The organism is Idiomarina sp., assembly GCF_048265525.1.
Lineage (GTDB): Bacteria > Pseudomonadota > Gammaproteobacteria > Enterobacterales > Alteromonadaceae > Idiomarina.
Map to the genome: position 1 here is coordinate 1,086,765 of NZ_JBLXBI010000001.1, position 17,035 is coordinate 1,103,799.

Below are 17,035 nucleotides of genomic sequence, written 5' to 3' on the forward strand. Positions count from 1 at the left end.
TCACTTCTACAGTTTAATTAAAACAAGAAGGCTAATATCAATGCGTTAAGAGGTCACGCACTAAATTGTTAGTTTTTGTAACACTAAATTCTGAGTTCTGATATTACCTGATGACCTCAGTAGTCACTTTGATAACCCCTAAATCAAGATCGGCTATTTTATCGAATGCGGAGCGCGACAAATCAATAACTCTGCCGTCAATAAATGGTCCGCGGTCATTAATTTTGACCACAACGCTTTTGTTATTAGCAATATTGGTGACGCGCACTTTGGTCCCGAACGGCAGTGTCCGGTGTGCTGCGGTGCTGGAAAAGTGGTTATAAGTCTCACCGCTTGCCGTTGTTCTAAATTGATACTTCATGGCGTAGTAGGAGGCTTTACCAGATTCTCTAGTACCAACTAAGTTTTGAGGGCTTTCAGCGGGAATAGAAGTACACCCGGTAAGCGCCAGCATAAAAATGCCAACGCCAAGGGTGAATTGTTTAAGTGGATACTGGTTTTTTGTTTTCATTTCTTAATTTTACTGAGTTCCGAAAACACTGTCCGTTAAGAAACCCAAAAGACGTGTAAAGAATTATACACTTCCCTTAAAAGCTTCACGAACTGTCGGATACTCAAACTGAAAGCCATGATTGCGCAGTTTATCCGGCACCACAGCTTGCCCTTCAAGTAGCATCGACGACATTTCACCCAAGCCTAACTTAAGAACAAACGCCGGTACTCTCATAAAGTGCGGTTTATTCATAACCGATGCCAGGGTACGACTAAAGGCTTCGTTAGTCACCGGTCCGGGAGCCGTCATATTAACGGGCCCGGACAAATTATCGTGCTCCAACAGATACTCAATGGCTCGAATCATATCGTCCAGTTGGATCCAGGACATCATCTGATTGCCCTTACCCAACGGACCACCTAAACCAAACTTATAAGGCGGCAGCATTTTCGCTAATGCTCCCTCTCCTTTTGCCAAAACGACACCGGTACGCAGCAAAACTACACGAGTTGCATCTTTTGCTGCCAAAGCTCGTCGCTCCCACTCCTGACACAAAGTAACAGCAAAGTCCTTATGCTCAGCGACATGGTCTTCATTAACCGGCTCTGCATCACGCGGACCATAATAGCCAATGGCCGAGCCACTCAAAAAGGCTTTAGGTGGCTTTTCTGCTTTATTAATCATGGCGGCGAGCTTTTCTGTCACCTGCCAACGACTGTCTTTCAGAGCTTGCTTACGGGAATCAGACCAACGTTTATCAGCAATACCCTCGCCCTGTAAGTTTATAATCGCATCAAACTGACCAATATCCACAATTTCATCGACCGAAGACAGCAAAGTTGCATTGTCGCCCAGCTTTTTTCTCGCCCTTTCCTTGCTGCGAGTGGTGACCGTAAACTGATGCGTGTCCTGGTACTTATGAATAAACGCTGAGCCAATAAGCCCGGTACCACCTGTCATTAAAATGTTCATCGGTCACCTCTTTTATGTTCCATCAGGCCAGCTTACGTATAAGCTGTGCCGTATTTCTCTGAATGAGCCGGTGGCAGGATAAACGACCTAAAACAGCCACCACAACAGCACCAAATACCGGTCCTAACAACCAAAGTTTCCAATGAATAACTGGCGTCATATTAAATACCTGGTTTTGCAATATAAATAGCGAGACTTCCATGGCTAAGGTTGCTATTAGCCCGCTAATTGCCCCAAGCACCAGAAACTCATAAGTAATACTGCGACTCAATAGTTTACCCGGCGCTCCCAGGGTTCGTAAAATCACCAATTCCTTCTGCCGTTCTTCCATACTGGCCTGCACTTGCGCAACCAGCACTAAAGCTCCAGCAATAATGACCAGCACCAGTACAAAAACAATGGCTAAACTGACCTGCCCAATCACCTCGCGAATCTGATTAATCATAGCGTCCAGATCAATCAACGACGTTTGCGGAAAAGGTTTAAACAATTGGTACAATTCGTCTTTTCGGTCTTCACCCAGTCTAAAACTGGTGATGTAAGTTGCCGGAAAATCTTCCAGTGTCGAGGTATTAAAGATCATGTAAAAGTTTGGCTGCAGGGTATTCCAGTCGGCTTTACGTAAACTGGTTACCGGCACAGTGAACTCTTCGCCACCTAAGTTAAAGCGTAGTTCATCACCCACTTTTATATCCAGTCGTTCGGAGACATTTAATTCGACAGAGACCTGAGGTTCAGCGTTGTCGCCCCACCACTCTCCAGCGGTAAGTTCGTTGTTAGGTGGTAAGGTGTCTCTCCAGGTCAGTGAAAGCTCTCTTCCTATACCTTCGCGGCCTTCAGCTTCATCGTCATCACGATCTTCCTTGGTGACTTCGTCTAGCAGCTTCTCGCCATTAATATGGGTTAAGCGTCCCGGTACAATGGGATACAGATCAGTCGACGGAATATTCTCCCGCTCAAACATAGTCTGCATGTCATCAACTTTGTCTTCGGCTATATTGATGGCGAAATAGTTTGGCGCATCCGCTGGTAACTGACTTTTCCAGTCTTCCAGTAAGTCGTTACGCAAAACAATAACGAGCAACAACAGCATAATGGCTGTTGAAAAACTCAGCATTTGAACACTGTTGGCGGCTGCTCTTCTTTGTAAGCCCGCCATAGCCAGGCGCCAGCTACTGCCTGCTTGCATACCTGCCTTACGGCTGGCAGAAATAAACAAGCGCCCTAACCCAAGGAGTAAGACAGCGGCAACCGCACCACCTGCGAATAAGGCTGTCGACAACCACCACTGCTGGCTGTAAATAACCAGCAATGCGTATATGGTTCCGCCACTTAGTACCCATTGTAGCCAGCGTACCGCGTTACCCGCCGTTAACTGACGGTGGAGCACGCGCAGCGGCGGAATAGAGACCAGTCGGAATAACGGATACAGAGTAAACATGACAGCACTGATAACACCGGTGGCCCCAGCTAAAACATAAGGCTGCCAGCCAGCCTGAGGTAAGGTCGCATCCAGTTTCTGTGCGACCCACTCAATAACCAAATACTGAAGAGCCCAGCCAAGAGCCATACCTATGGCCACACTCGCTGCGGTTAATAGCAACAGATGCAGCATAAAAATACGACGAATCTGCTGGCGACTGGCACCTAAGGTCTTGAATATGGCGACCACATCGTAATTTCGCTGGCAGTAACGCTGTGCTGCAACCGCAACAGCCGTTGCAGCCAGAACCACACCCAACAGACTCGCGAGCATCATAAAGCGCTCAGCGCGGTTCAGCGAGCGCGACAACGGGCTGTCGCCATCTTCTATGCTGCGCCAGCTGTGCGTATCGTCATTCAAGCGCGGTAGCAGCCAGTCTTCGTAGGCGTTAATATCACTGTTATTACCAGCCATCAGCACATTAAAACGAACCCGGCTGCCGGGTTGAACCAGGCCGGTTTCTTCCAACTGCGAATGGCGAATCAGTACGTTAGGACTGTCGGTAAAAACTGAAAAGCCAACGTCAGGCTCGTAAGTAACCACCTTAGTTACTTTAAAGCTGCTGTTACCCACTTCAATATCATCGCCAATATCTAACTGCAGCGCCTGAAACAGCTGCGATGCCACCCAGGCTTCACCTTCTGCGGGAAGCCCCTTGGCAACGTAACCTTGTCCAAAAGGTTGATCCGCTATTTCCAGCTCACCGCGCAGCGGATAACCGTCACTCACCGCTTTAACATCAACCAAAGTCATGTTATCGCCGGCAAAAGCCATGGAATTGAAAACCACTTTCCAGGCAGTTTTTAAATTCATTTGCCCGGCTTGCTCTAGCCACTCCTGCGGAATATCGCGCCTGGAACTTAATACTCTGTCGGCAGCCAGAAACTCACTGCTACGTTCAGTTAATCCTGCTTGCAGACGGTCACTGAAAATGGACAACGAAAGCACCGCGGTCACCGACAAGATAATAGCCAGTGCCATAATGGTCAGTTCACCGCGTCTCAGCTCCTGCTTTAACAGACGAAATGAAATCTTATGCCACATCCCGAGCTGCCTCCGATAGCTGGCCTGCTTCCATTTGCAACACGCGCTGACAACGCGCAGCAAGTCGCTGATCATGAGTGACCACAACAAGTGTGGTGCCATAATCCTTGTTTAAGTCGAAAAGTAGTTCCTCAACTTTGCCGCCGGTTTTCGCATCAAGGTTACCGGTAGGTTCATCAGCAAACAGAATTTTGGGTTGTCCGACAAAGGCTCTGGCTATAGCGACCCGCTGTTGCTCACCGCCAGACAACTGGTTCGGGTAATGGTGCCAGCGATCTTCCAGTCCCACTTTCGCCAACAGTTCCCGGGCTTCTTTTTCTGCACCCTTATGGCCAGCCAGTTCCGCCGGCAGCATAACGTTCTCTAAGGCACTTAAACTTGGCACCAATAAGAACGACTGAAAAATGAAGCCGACTTTGTCAGCGCGAACTTTTGCCCTCTGCTCCTCATCCAATTCGCTTAATTTTTCGTTCTCTATAAGAACCTCTCCGGAGGATGCGAGGTCTAAACCCGCCAGTAGTGACAATAACGTCGACTTCCCCGAGCCCGAAGCGCCGACAATGGCTACGGTGTCACCGGCATTGATACTGACGTTAATTGGCTGCAGAATCTGTAATGGACCCTCAGAGGTGTCTACGGTTTTTTCCAGTTGTTGAGCTTGAATGAGCATAAAATGAAAAACTTCCTTTTGAAAACGTGTTTATTTTTAGCGCTGTTGTTGGTTATACGCAGCGTTTCCGCAAATGTCTCACTTGTCGTTTTAGGTGACAGCTTAAGCGCCGGTTATGGGCTTTCTCAGGAACAAACCTGGGTTGCCGAGTTAGATCGCCGCTGGGAGAGCTCTCACCCCGATATTAACATCATTAACGCCAGCATTAGTGGCGAGACCACTCGTGGTGGTTTGCGCCGCTTAGAAGGCGTTTTAGAGCGTCATAAACCCGATGCGTTATTTATTGAGCTGGGTGGTAATGACGGACTTCGTGGGTTCGACCTAAACACAGTTCGTTCAAATTTGAAACAAATCATCGACCAGGCGCAGCAACAAGGCGTTAAAGTCGGTTTAAGTCAGGTTATGGTGCCACCAAACTATGGCCAGCGTTTTGCTGAACAGTTCCGAAAAATGTTTGAGGAGGTTGCAAAAGAAGAGAATGTGACACTCATACCATTCTTTATGGAAGAAATAGCAACAAATGCCGATTATGTGCAGGATGATGGCATTCACCCAACCGCGGAAGCGCAGCCTAAGATAGCTGATTTTCTGGAACCTTATTTGCTGGAGTTGGCGAAGTAGCAAAAGCCAGAAACAAAAAAACCGCCTGCGGGCGGTTGATTTAAGTGGCGTCCCCTAGGGGATTTGAACCCCTGTTACCGCCGTGAAAGGGCGGTGTCCTAGGCCACTAGACGAAGGGGACCCATGGAACTTAATTAATATATGCAGAAAAGTAATGGCGTCCCCTAGGGGATTTGAACCCCTGTTACCGCCGTGAAAGGGCGGTGTCCTGGACCACTAGACGAAGGGGACGCAGTAATTACTTTTTACATTTTGTATTTGAATGGCGTCCCCTAGGGGATTTGAACCCCTGTTACCGCCGTGAAAGGGCGGTGTCCTGGACCACTAGACGAAGGGGACGCAACAACCAAATACTTACTGCCAAATAATGCTTTACCAAAACAACTTGGTGGAGCTAAGCGGGATCGAACCGCTGACCTCTTGCATGCCATGCAAGCGCTCTCCCAGCTGAGCTATAGCCCCGCACCTGACAGTCGCAGACTGCCTTGACAGCGGGGCGCATTCTATTGTGACCTGAGCTAATGTGTCAACTATTTTTTGTAAAAATACTTCTGTTTGAGCGTTTTTATGGCAGTTTGCTCAGTAATTCATCAAATCTTAACTTTAACCGCCTTTCGGCAACTTTTGGTGGTAAACATGATACACCTGCTCCATGCCTTCCCTGCTTGAAACCGATACATTCATATCATTAACCAAACCATTATCTAAACGATAGACCCAACCATGTATTGTCAGTGACTCACCTTTGTCCCAGGCTTCCTGCACCATATTGGTTTTGGCCAGGTTTTTAACCTGTTCAATCACGTTCAGTTCACACAAACGATCAATCTGCTCGGTCTCGCCCAGTTGTTCCAACTCTTCGGCATGCTCGCGGTACACATCACGAATTGGATACAGCCAGTGGTCAACCAGCCCATGAGGTTTACTCTCAAGTGCCGCTTTTACACCACCACAACCGTAATGACCCACCACAAGGATATGCCGAACTTTCAACGCTTCAATGGCAAACTGAATAACCGACAAGCAGTTAAAATCAGTCTGGATGACTTGATTGGCGACATTTCTGTGTACAAACAATTCACCCGGAGCCATCCCCACAATCTCGTTCGCCGGCACCCGACTATCGGAACACCCTATCCATAGATATTGCGGGGATTGCTGCCCTACTAAGCGTTTGAAAAAGTCAGGATCTTTCTTTACCTGTTGCTCCGCCCACTCTTTGTTGTTTGCAATCAAATGTTTTATATCTGCCATTATTCATCCCATCGTGGCGGTCGCCTGGCGTTATCAGGCCAGGCGTAATCTTTATTAGCATCAAATTACGCGTTTTCGCGGTTAGCAATAAATTCTAACGCCAGGTCTATACGTGCCAGAACAGTCTGCTGTGGAATTAATTCCAGAGTCACATCCAACGATGGAGAGTTACCGCCGCCCGTCGCGGCAACACGCAGTGGCATGCCCACTTTACCCATACCAACATCCAAATCGGCAGCTGTCTGGTTAATTGCTGCCTGAATATTAGCAGCATTCCAGTCACTAATTGCTCCGAGCAGTTCTTTGGCTTTTACCAGCGGCTCTTTGGCTACCGGGCGTAAATGTTTTTTCGCCGCTTTTTCGTCAAATTCATCGAATGACTCAAAGAAGTAACGACTAATTGCAGCCATTTCTTTCAAGGTTTTTACCCGGTCAGCCTGCAACGACACAACTTTCTCTAGCGCAGGGCCATTGCTTGTGTCCACACCAATTTGGTCAAACTGCCATTGCAATTGCGGTGCAACTTGCTCCGCAGGCAAAGTTTTCATGTAGTGCTGGTTTAGCCAGTTAAGTTTTTCCGTATTAAAAGCTGACGCTGCTTTATTAACGTCATCCAGCTTGAAGTATTCAACCAGCTCTTCACGACTGAATATTTCCTGATCACCATGAGACCAGCCTAAACGTGCTAAGTAATTTACGACCGCTTCAGGTACGTAACCGTCGTCACGATATTGCATAACGCTGACTGCGCCATGACGTTTCGACAGCTTCTTACCATCATCACCTAAAATCATCGACACGTGAGCGTATTGCGGTACCGGTGCGCCCAGAGCTTTCAGAATATTAATTTGACGCGGGGTATTATTAATATGGTCTTCACCACGCACCACGTGCGTAATATCCATATCCCAGTCATCAACCACCACACAGAAATTATAAGTCGGTGTACCGTCGGTACGGGCAATGATCAAATCATCCAGTTCAGTATTGGCGAATTCAATGCGCCCGCGAATGTGATCATCAAACGCAACACTGCCTTCTTGCGGATTACGAAAACGAATGACGTACTTATCACCGCCAACATTCGGGTTGTCTCTACAATGGCCATCATAGCGAGGCTTTTCACCGGCAGCCATTTGCTCTTCACGCATTTTTTCTAAGCGCTCGGTTGAGCAATAGCATTTATAGGCTTTGTCTTCTTCCAGTAGTTTATCGATTAACTCTTTATAGCGCTCAAAACGCTGAGTCTGATAATAAGGTCCGCGATCCCAGCTTAAACCTAACCATTCCATACCCTCTAAAATGGCATCAATAGCAGGCTGAGTTGAACGTTCACGGTCAGTGTCTTCTATACGCAGTACGAACTCGCCGCCCTGCGCTTTTGCGACTAACCATGAATACAATGCCGTACGGGCACCACCAACATGCAAATACCCAGTCGGGCTGGGGGCAAAACGCGTTACCACACTCATGTTTGTTCCTTTCTTTAAAACCAGTCAATTTTATGGGCGCAAGTTTATCAAGACTGAGCGCCTGACGCATCTGCTATTCGAAATGATTAAAATGTCAGCAAACGAACACAAGTTGGCAATTTTTATTTGACAGTTTAGATCTGCGCCCTATAATGCCACCTCGCAACGACGCAGAAGTGTCACAGTGAAAAATGGTTGCTTAGCTCAGTTGGGAGAGCATCGCCCTTACAAGGCGAGGGTCACTGGTTCAAGCCCAGTAGCAACCACCACTTCTCTTCTTCCGTCAATTGCAGACCTTCAGGATGGTTGCTTAGCTCAGTTGGGAGAGCATCGCCCTTACAAGGCGAGGGTCACTGGTTCGAGCCCAGTAGCAACCACCACTTTTTTACTCCTTCAGTTCTCTATTTCTCCAATATTCAATTTTCTGATAAATTTACTGACAAATAATCCAGCAACACCCGTACTTTGGGAATCACCTGACGGTTTTCCGGATACAACGCCCATATACCGTCATCGGGTTGCCGGTAGTCCGCTAATACTTCTTCTAGCTGTCCGTTAGCTAGTGAGTTCGTTACATAATAGTCCGGTAGCATAGCCAGTCCCAGGCCTTTCATAGCAGCATCACGAAGCGCCAGACCATTATTGCAGTGCAGGTATGATTCCGGACGAACCGTTTCCAGTTTATCCTCAACCTGAAAACGCCATTGTCTGACCGTTCCGGTAAAACAGCGATGCGCATCCAGTGCGTTAATATCTTGCGGGCGACCAAACTCTTCAAAATAAGCAGGAGAGCCCACTACAAAATGTCGACGCGAGCCAAGTTTGCGGGCACGTAACCGGGGGTTACCCAACTGCCCTAATCTAATTGCAACGTCGTAGCTTCCCTCTATTAAATCGACCTGCTCGTTGGTTAACTGAAAATCCAGGCGGCATTCTGGGTAAATATGTAAAAAGTCATTCAACAAAGGTGCAATAAAGCGCTCACCATAATAAACCGGTGCCGTAATGCGAATGAGGCCCTGCGGCTGCTGTGTTCGCTGTTGAATGGCCTGGTCAGCGTCTCTTAAGCTGGCGACCAAATGCTGACAATGAGGTAAATAAAGCTTCCCTTCTTCCGTTAAACTGACACTGCGGGTTGAGCGGTACAGCAGTTGCATCTGCAACCTGTGCTCAAGCGCCGCTATATTGCGACTGACCTGTGCCACAGATAACCTGAGTTGCCGGGCTGCCGCAGTAAAGCTCTGTTGCTCAGCCACTGCCGCAAACTCACTAATTCCCTGCCATGGCTTCATTCTGCACCTATTATTTCATTTATGAAAAAGTAATTTGTAAAAACAGTAGATTACCTGCTAATGAGAAAAAGTTAAACTTACGCTACGCTTTTACCTAATAAGATGAAAATCAAAGACTATAAGGAATTATTATGGAAACCATTAAGTCACGCGCCATGGTTGCCTGGGGCCCCGGCGAACCGCTGAAAGAAGAAATTATTGATGTTGCACCACCGAAGAAAGGCGAAGTACGGGTTCGTATTATAGCAACAGGTGTTTGCCATACCGATGCTTACACACTTTCCGGTAAAGATCCTGAAGGCATTTTCCCTTCTGTGCTAGGTCACGAAGGTGGCGGTATTGTTGAATCTGTCGGTGAAGGTGTCACCTCGGTTGAAGTGGGTGATCATGTTATTCCTCTATATACCGCGGAATGTGGTGAGTGTAAATTCTGTACCTCTGGTAAAACCAATCTGTGTCAGGCCGTTCGTGCCACTCAGGGTAAAGGCTTAATGCCCGATGGCACCAGCCGCTTTTCAAAAGACGGCGAAACCATTTATCACTATATGGGCACGTCAACCTTCTCTGAATACACCGTTCTACCAGAAATTTCACTGGCTAAAATTCCGAAAGACGCTCCTTTAGAAAAGGTATGCCTATTAGGTTGTGGTGTTACCACCGGCATGGGCGCGGTTAAAAACACCGCCAAAGTCCAGGAAGGTGACACAGTTGCTGTATTTGGTTTAGGTGGTATTGGTCTGGCCGTTATTATTGGTGCCGTACAAGCCAAAGCTTCACGCATTATCGCCATTGACGTAAACGACGACAAGCAAACGATCGCCAAAGAGTTAGGCGCAACCGACTTCGTTAACCCAACCGAACACGACAAGCCTATTCAGGAAGTTATTGTCGATATGACTGACGGTGGTGTGGACTTTTCATTTGAATGTATTGGTAACGTTGACGTTATGCGCGCCGCGTTAGAGTGCTGCCATAAAGGCTGGGGCGAATCCGTAATTATTGGTGTTGCCGGCGCTGGCGAAGAAATCTCGACCCGCCCTTTCCAGCTGGTTACTGGCCGTGTATGGCGTGGTAGCGCCTTTGGTGGGGTTAAGGGCCGTACCGAACTGCCTGACTATGTAAAACAATACATGGATGGTAAGTTTGATTTAGACACCTTTATAACTCATACCATGCCGTTAGAAGAGATTAACGAAGCGTTCGACTTAATGCATGAAGGTAAGTCGATTCGTTCAGTTATTCATTATTAATGGAGTCTGTAATGAAACAAGTTAGCGAAACCCGCTGTTTCGGCGGACGCCAGTTACGCTTTGAACATGACTCTGAAGTACTGAACTGCGCTATGCAGTTCAGTGTCTTTTTGCCATTACGCGCAGAAAAAGCAGAAGTTCCGGCGGTTTATTTTTTATCGGGCTTAACCTGCACTGACGAAAACTTTTCCACTAAAGCCGGTGCGCAACGGGTAGCAACGGAACTCGGTATTGCCTTAATTGTACCGGATACCAGCCCGCGTGGAGATAACGTAGCTGATGACCCGGACGGGGCTTACGACTTAGGCTTAGGCGCCGGTTTTTACGTCAACGCCACTCAGGAGCCATGGAAAAACCATTATCAGATGTATGACTACATCGTTAAGGAGCTTCCTGGACTGGTCGAAGCGGAATTACCAATTAACGATAAGCGCGCTATAGCAGGTCATTCCATGGGTGGCCATGGTGCCTTGGTTATTGGTTTACGTAACAGCGACCGCTACAGCAGTATCTCTGCTTTTTCGCCTATTACTAACCCAACACAGTGCCCCTGGGGTGAAAAAGCCTTTAGCGCTTATTTAGGCGATGATCGCGACCAATGGAAGCAATACGACGCTGTTGAGATTATTAAATCGAAAGGTCAGACATTGCCAATTCGAGTAGATCAAGGTTTAGCTGATGGCTTTTTAGAGGAACAGCTGAAACCTGAAAACCTGAAAGAAGCCATTGCTGAAGTAGAGGGTGGTGGCACCGTTCACCTACACGACGGTTACGACCACAGCTACTACTTTATATCCTCGTTTATAGAAGCCCAGCTTCGCTTCCATGCGAAGTATTTAAACGCGTAACACGCCGCCGACGTAGCCTGACATTTATGTCAGGTGAGATATCTCCCCTGATGTGAACATCAGGCTACACGCGGAATTTGATAACCGCCTGACGCAATTGCTCGGTTTGTTTACGAACCTGGGCAACTGCGTCGGCATTTGACTGCGCATCATTCGCGGCTTCCACACCGGCGTCCCGCACACGGGTAATATTTCTGGCCGTTTCATCCACAACCGCCGATTGTTCTTCAACTGCCGTTGCGATAGATGCAGAACGGTCGTTAATTTTTAAAAGCTCCATATGGATGCGATTAAATAACTCATCCGACTCCGATGAATGCTGAGCACTCTCTTCACCCAGTTCATTACACTCCTGCAAGGTCTTCACTATTACCTGTGTCTGCTGGTTCAACTGGCTGGTAATAGATTCAATTTCACCAATGGATTTTTGCGTGCGTGATGCCAGCGTACGGACTTCATCAGCAACAACCGCGAAGCCACGCCCCTGCTCTCCGGCTCGGGCAGCCTCAATAGCCGCGTTAAGTGCCAGTAAATTCGTTTGTTCCGCAATCCCGTTAATGACGGTGACAATTTGAGTAATAGACGCACTGCGTTCTGCTAAGGTATTCGCTTCGCTCACACTGCTGTTTAAACGCTCCGCAAGATAACGAACCTTTTCAACACCGGCCTGTACTGAAGTACTACCATGCTTAGCCTGGTCGGACAAACTGTTCACCTGCTCTGCAGTGTCTTCCGCATCATTGGCAATAGTATGAGCCGTGCTCCCCATCTCGTTGATAGCGGCTGCCACCTGGTCAACTTCATGCGACTGCATATCCAGGTTTTCAGACGTGTGAGTGACGGTATCCGACACCTGCTGGGTTAACCCGTTAACCGTCTCGACTGACTCATTAATTTGCTTAATGACGTTACGGAAGTATCTCAGAAGTTCATTAAAGCTATCGACTAAATCACCCAGCTCGTCACTACGGAATTTTTCTGATACCAGAGTTAAGTCATTGCTACCTTGGACTTTTTTCATGTCCTCACGTAGCTGAGTTAACGGCTGATTAATTGAGCGAATAACCCAGAACAGCATAGCAACGACGATAAATGCAATTGCAGCAAAGACCACAATAGGAACCCATTTCATGGTTGCCTGACGTGACTGAAGCAACTCATTGAGATTCTCATCTAACTCAGCTAACGAACTCTCCATATTACTGGCAATAGTTCTGACTTCACCTTTAATGCCGGACTCTTCATCCAAACCAATTTCTTTCGACAAGCTGGCGTAACGGCCAAAGTCACGACGATAAGCGTCAACTTTGGAAGCCAGATTCGGCGATGCCGATAGCTCGGCTTTCAGCTCATCCAGTAAATTGTTAACTCGGCCCAGGTACTTGTCGTCAAAACGCAGCATAAAGTCTTTTTCGCTACGGCGTATCTGCAACAAAGTTACCAACAATTCAGTTCGGTCGGCTGTATCAATAGCTTGTTCCAGCTCATGCGTTGCCGTTCGCAGCGCGCCATAGGCTCCACTATTCTCGTCCAGCCCCCGCTGCTTAAACGCAACAACTAAACGATTAAAGTTTTCTTCATATTGCGATATCTGCTCACCAAGACCATCAATGAGTCGCGTAGAGCCCTCATCAGCGACTAACTGGTTAAGTTGTTCTAACCTTTCAATCGTTATACTAACTTCTTGCTGTAGTTTATCCGCGTAACTTTCATCCATTCGCAACAGGAAATCTTTTTCGGCACGACGCACTTGTAATAAACCGTTATGCACAGATTCCCGCAATTCACTGGCGCGATGCAGCTGACTAATTTGAGACTGAAAAAACATCATCAGCATTAGTAGTATGATAAAAGCAGCCGTTGTTACCGCACCGACAGAAAGAAGTTTATTGCGAATTGACATAAGGTAAGCCCATGTTTAGAAACTGGCGAAATAATAGTCATTGAACAAATGTTCTGCAATGATCTATTTTGTTAACAACTTTAGCTAAGTGACACGCTATGTCAAAGTAAGAGGTATCACTTACTAGGTAAATACCCTTATTTCAGAACCAGTTATAATCGCGCCAAGCTCAAAACAGGATGCAGTAATGAAAGTTAATTCGGCAATACAAGCGTTATCAGTTCTCAACGATGGAGATGTTATTTGGTGTCAGTCGATGGCGGCAACTCCCTACAAATTATTAGAGGGTCTAAAGGAAGTAGCCAAACAGCGTGTAAACTTAACGCTATTGCAATTGCATACGGAATACAGCGAAGCTTTAGGTGACCCGGAATTAAACGGGCATCTCAGACAACGAGCATTTTTTGTCGGAGCATCAACCCGCCAGGCTGTTAATCAGGGACTGGCCGACTACGTTCCCATTTTCCTGTCCGAAATTCCGAAGTTATTTCGCTCAGGCGAACAACCGCTGGACGCAGCCATTATTCAGGTATCGCCGCCAGATAAACACGGTAACTGCAGTTTAGGTATTTCGGTAGAAGCAACGCGAGCCGCCCTGCAAGTTGCAAAGAAGGTTATAGCCTGGATAAATCCGAATATGCCACGCACCCATGGCGATGCACTGGTTCAACTTAAGCGCTTCGATCGCTATTTTGAAGAAGCGGCACCTATTCCCGAGCATAAACAACCGCAACAAAACCCTATTACACAAAAAATAGGTGAACAAGTTGCCGGACTCATTAACGACGGTGACTGCTTACAAATGGGCATTGGAGCGATACCCGATGCGACTCTGGCTTGTCTGCATCATCATAAAGACTTAGGTATTCATACCGAGATGTTTTCAGACGGTGTGCTGCCCTTAGTTGAGCGCGGCGTTATTAATAACAGTCGCAAGCGTAAACACCGAGGACGCATTGTCACCACCTTTGCGATGGGATCTCAGGCATTATATGACTTTGTGGATGACAACCCGGAAGTGTTCTTCCTTGATGTTGAATACACTAACGACACTTCGGTTATTCGTCAGAACAAACAGGTTATGTCGATTAACAGCGCACTGCAGGTTGATTTAAGCGGTCAGGTTTGTGCTGACTCAATTGGCACTCGCATTTATTCCGGCGTTGGTGGGCAAATGGATTTCGTTCGCGGCGCCAGCTTATCCGAAGGCGGTCGCTCAGTTATTGCGCTGCCGTCAACGGCTTGTGGCGGAAGCGTATCGCGCATTAGTTCACTGCTAGCACCGGGAGCCGGAGTCGTAACAACTCGCGCGCACGTCCATTACATTGTGACCGAGCACGGTATCGCGAATTTACGAGCGAAAAGCATGAGTGAACGCGCACGGGAGCTTATCCACATAGCCGACCCTAAATTCCGTGAAGAACTGGCTAAAGCGGCCTACGACGACTGGGGACTGAACATAAGCTAGACTGTTTTCATCTAATATCAGCGTTAACTTAACGCCCAAACTGCGCTAGGCTATTTTTAAACAGCCTATTGCGGAACGGAGGTCTGAATGAAAACAGTCGGTATTATTGGTGGTATGAGCTGGGAATCAACCAGTACTTACTACCGACGCCTGAATCAGCTAATCAACGAACGGCTTGGTGGTCTGCACAGCGCAGAGCTCTTGCTTGCCAGCGTTGACTTTGCGCCTATTGAAAGAATGCAAAGTCAGGGCGACTGGGATGCAGCCGCGCAGGCTCTTATCGGTAAAGCCAGACAACTTGAGTCCGCGGGTGCCGAATGCATTGTTATAGCGACAAATACAATGCATAAAGTGGCACCTCAGATTGAAGCCGCCGTAAACATACCCTTACTGCACATTGTTGACGCGGTAGCCGCTCATCTCAAACAAAATAGTGTCCATAACGTTGGACTGCTTGGTACCCGTTTCACCATGCAGCAACCTTTCTATAAAGAGCGCCTGGAACAAAACAATGTACAAGTTCTGGTGCCAGAGGAAGAGGACAGCATTACCGTCGACAGCATCATTTTTAAAGAACTTTGTCACGGTCAGTTTACTGAAAAAGCCCGGGAGCACTACCTTCGCATTATTGATTCGTTAGCCGAACGAGGCGCGCAAGGTGTTATTCTGGGATGTACGGAAATAGGTTTACTGGTTCAGCAAGAGCATTCGGCTTTGCCATTGTTCGATACCACGGAACTTCACTGCCGTGCTATTGCCGACTGGATGTTGAAATAACAGCAGGTTAACCATGACAAACCTAACCACAGACTTTTCTCAATTTTATGAGCGCGCTTGCCAGCGTAAAGGCGACGAAAGCGCTATGCTCGCACGCATGCCCAAAATAACGCCTGTAAGCGAGCTGAAACAGCTGGATGACCGGGTCATTTTATCAACCATTACCCGTTGTATTTTCCGCGCCGGTTTTGTCTGGCGCATTATTGAAGCAAAATGGCCGGGCTTTGAAGAAGCCTTTAAAGGCTTTGTACCTCTTTACTGGCAACAAGTGCCACCAGAAGTCTTAGAAGAACTTTCAAAAGATGAACGTATTGTCCGCAACCAGCAAAAGATAAACACCGTGCCCGCTAACGCACGCATGATTGTGGAAGTATCTGAGGAATACGGCAGTTTTGGTCAGTTTCTGGCGCAATGGCCATCGAGCCAGCAAGCCGGGTTGCTGCATTATCTTAAAAAGAACGGTTCACGCTTAGGCGGCGTTACCCCACAGTATGTTTTGCGCGAGCTTGGCTGGGATGGTTTTATTCTTTCTAATGACGTTGTCACCGCATTGACCAACTACAAGCTAATAGACGCTTCCCCCACCAGTCAAAAGGGAATAAAACAAGCCCAGAGCGCATTCAACCGCTGGCACGAACAAACCCAACTACCTTACAGTCATTTGTCACGAATTCTGTCTTACAGTATCGGAGATTAGACGTCGGTCAATCTTCAGATAGGTTAAATATAAACAAATTGAAGCACTTAGCTATTAAAGGTATATTGCCCGCTTTTCTCAACCAAGGAGCGATTTATGAGAAAAACTGTAATTGCATTGGCAATGCTGACCTTACCTGGCGCTGTTCTAGCTGAGTCCCCTAACTGGAATAAAGTTGATGCGTCCTATCTTGATACCGATGTTGGCGTTGACGGAGCTGGTGATCTTTCTTTTGACGGATTCCGAGTCGGCGGTTCGGCCGCTATTAACCCGGATCTGGTCGTTTTAGATAACCTTTTCGTATTTGCAGATTTCGACTCTGTCTCCAATGATGACTCAGGTTTCGATTTAGACATCGATTTTCTGTCCGCAGGTATTGGCTCGTACAAACACTTAACGGAAACGACAGATTTATACGCGACGGCGTCTTTTGAACGTGTTGAGAGCGAGGCTTCAGCTTTTGGACTTTCAGAGTCTGGCTCTGACAAAACCTGGGGTGTAGGCATTGGACTTCGTTCTATGCTGACTCCGAACGTTGAAGTTGACGCAAAACTTGATTATGTAGCGTTTGACGAAGAACTTGTTCGCTTTAACCTTTCCGCTTTCTATCACGTTACGGAAAACTTCTCTTTCGGTCTTGGCTATGAAACTCATAGAGAAACTCAGGACCTGGATGTTGACAGCTTAAGCGCAACTGTCCGCTATTCATTCTAATTCGCTGAACGGTTCTTCCCCCCCCCCGTTGCTTAACAGCAGCGGGGGGCAAATTCCCACTGGATAAATCGCCGCCT

General features: G+C 47.4%; 15 protein-coding genes and 6 tRNA genes. 9 read left to right on the top strand and 12 right to left on the bottom strand.

What is annotated here, in order from left to right:
* Positions 1-103: 103 nt before the first annotated feature.
* The 4 genes from ACN0TF_RS05230 to ACN0TF_RS05245 all read right to left on the bottom strand — a co-directional run bounded on the left by ACN0TF_RS05230 (position 104) and on the right by ACN0TF_RS05245 (position 4,662).
* Positions 104-511, bottom strand: coding sequence for a septal ring lytic transglycosylase RlpA family protein (locus tag ACN0TF_RS05230; RefSeq protein ID WP_417441053.1), 408 nt, complete (start codon positions 509-511; stop codon positions 104-106).
* Positions 512-574: 63 nt separating this feature from the next.
* Entirely contained in the window at positions 575-1,465 is an 891-nt protein-coding gene (locus ACN0TF_RS05235; RefSeq protein ID WP_417441054.1) for a TIGR01777 family oxidoreductase, read from the bottom strand.
* 22 nt (positions 1,466-1,487) lie between these two features.
* A complete protein-coding gene (locus ACN0TF_RS05240) occupies positions 1,488-3,992 on the bottom strand; it encodes an ABC transporter permease (protein ID WP_417441055.1) in 2,505 nt (834 codons plus the stop codon).
* Complete coding sequence (locus ACN0TF_RS05245) at positions 3,982-4,662, bottom strand: ABC transporter ATP-binding protein (protein ID WP_417441056.1); 681 nt, start codon at positions 4,660-4,662, stop codon at positions 3,982-3,984. Before ACN0TF_RS05245 ends, ACN0TF_RS05240 begins: the two co-directional genes overlap by 11 nt.
* Before the next feature lie 3 nt (positions 4,663-4,665).
* Here ACN0TF_RS05245 and ACN0TF_RS05250 point away from each other — a divergent pair, with 3 nt between their 5' ends.
* Entirely contained in the window at positions 4,666-5,283 is a 618-nt protein-coding gene (locus ACN0TF_RS05250; protein WP_417437688.1) for an arylesterase, read from the top strand.
* Positions 5,284-5,328: 45 nt separating this feature from the next.
* Here ACN0TF_RS05250 and ACN0TF_RS05255 read toward each other — a convergent pair.
* From ACN0TF_RS05255 to gltX, 6 genes are all read right to left on the bottom strand, one after another.
* Positions 5,329-5,404: transfer RNA gene (locus tag ACN0TF_RS05255), tRNA-Glu, on the bottom strand.
* 34 nt (positions 5,405-5,438) lie between these two features.
* Positions 5,439-5,514, bottom strand: a tRNA-Glu gene (locus ACN0TF_RS05260).
* A gap of 32 nt (positions 5,515-5,546) precedes the next feature.
* Positions 5,547-5,622: transfer RNA gene (locus ACN0TF_RS05265), tRNA-Glu, on the bottom strand.
* Between the two features lie 47 nt (positions 5,623-5,669).
* Positions 5,670-5,745 (bottom strand) — tRNA-Ala (locus ACN0TF_RS05270).
* Between the two features lie 141 nt (positions 5,746-5,886).
* A complete protein-coding gene (gene can / locus ACN0TF_RS05275) occupies positions 5,887-6,537 on the bottom strand; it encodes a carbonate dehydratase (RefSeq protein WP_417441057.1) in 651 nt (216 codons plus the stop codon).
* 65 nt (positions 6,538-6,602) lie between these two features.
* Complete coding sequence (gene gltX, locus ACN0TF_RS05280; protein WP_417441058.1) at positions 6,603-8,009, bottom strand: glutamate--tRNA ligase; 1,407 nt, start codon at positions 8,007-8,009, stop codon at positions 6,603-6,605.
* Positions 8,010-8,202: 193 nt separating this feature from the next.
* On the opposite strand from gltX, the gene ACN0TF_RS05285 reads away from it, so the two are divergent.
* Positions 8,203-8,278 (top strand) — tRNA-Val (locus ACN0TF_RS05285).
* A 35-nt stretch (positions 8,279-8,313) separates the two neighbouring features.
* A tRNA-Val gene (locus ACN0TF_RS05290) sits at positions 8,314-8,389 on the top strand.
* Between the two features lie 36 nt (positions 8,390-8,425).
* Here ACN0TF_RS05290 and ACN0TF_RS05295 read toward each other — a convergent pair.
* Positions 8,426-9,301, bottom strand: a complete 876-nt coding sequence (locus ACN0TF_RS05295) for a LysR family transcriptional regulator (RefSeq protein WP_417441059.1) — start codon at positions 9,299-9,301, stop codon at positions 8,426-8,428.
* Positions 9,302-9,432: 131 nt separating this feature from the next.
* Between ACN0TF_RS05295 and ACN0TF_RS05300 the strand changes: the two genes are divergently transcribed.
* Together ACN0TF_RS05300 and fghA are read left to right on the top strand one after the other, a co-directional pair.
* A complete protein-coding gene (locus tag ACN0TF_RS05300; protein WP_417441060.1) occupies positions 9,433-10,551 on the top strand; it encodes an S-(hydroxymethyl)glutathione dehydrogenase/class III alcohol dehydrogenase in 1,119 nt (372 codons plus the stop codon).
* 11 nt (positions 10,552-10,562) lie between these two features.
* Positions 10,563-11,399, top strand: a complete 837-nt coding sequence (gene fghA, locus ACN0TF_RS05305) for an S-formylglutathione hydrolase (protein ID WP_417441061.1) — start codon at positions 10,563-10,565, stop codon at positions 11,397-11,399.
* A gap of 64 nt (positions 11,400-11,463) precedes the next feature.
* Here fghA and ACN0TF_RS05310 read toward each other — a convergent pair whose 3' ends face one another.
* Positions 11,464-13,302 carry a methyl-accepting chemotaxis protein gene (locus tag ACN0TF_RS05310; RefSeq protein ID WP_417441062.1) on the bottom strand — a complete coding sequence of 613 codons (1,839 nt, stop codon included), beginning with the start codon at positions 13,300-13,302 and terminating at the stop codon, positions 11,464-11,466.
* A 187-nt stretch (positions 13,303-13,489) separates the two neighbouring features.
* On the opposite strand from ACN0TF_RS05310, the gene ACN0TF_RS05315 reads away from it, so the two are divergent.
* The 4 genes from ACN0TF_RS05315 to ACN0TF_RS05330 all read left to right on the top strand — a co-directional run bounded on the left by ACN0TF_RS05315 (position 13,490) and on the right by ACN0TF_RS05330 (position 16,958).
* Positions 13,490-14,770, top strand: a complete 1,281-nt coding sequence (locus ACN0TF_RS05315) for an acetyl-CoA hydrolase/transferase family protein (protein ID WP_417441063.1) — start codon at positions 13,490-13,492, stop codon at positions 14,768-14,770.
* Positions 14,771-14,857: 87 nt separating this feature from the next.
* Positions 14,858-15,547 (top strand): aspartate/glutamate racemase family protein, encoded by a 690-nt coding sequence (locus tag ACN0TF_RS05320; RefSeq protein WP_417441064.1) that lies wholly within the window; start codon positions 14,858-14,860, stop codon positions 15,545-15,547.
* A gap of 13 nt (positions 15,548-15,560) precedes the next feature.
* Positions 15,561-16,244 carry a DNA-3-methyladenine glycosylase I gene (locus ACN0TF_RS05325; protein ID WP_417441065.1) on the top strand — a complete coding sequence of 228 codons (684 nt, stop codon included), beginning with the start codon at positions 15,561-15,563 and terminating at the stop codon, positions 16,242-16,244.
* A 96-nt stretch (positions 16,245-16,340) separates the two neighbouring features.
* Positions 16,341-16,958, top strand: a complete 618-nt coding sequence (locus ACN0TF_RS05330; RefSeq protein ID WP_417441066.1) for an outer membrane beta-barrel protein — start codon at positions 16,341-16,343, stop codon at positions 16,956-16,958.
* The last annotated feature ends 77 nt before the right edge of the window (positions 16,959-17,035 follow it).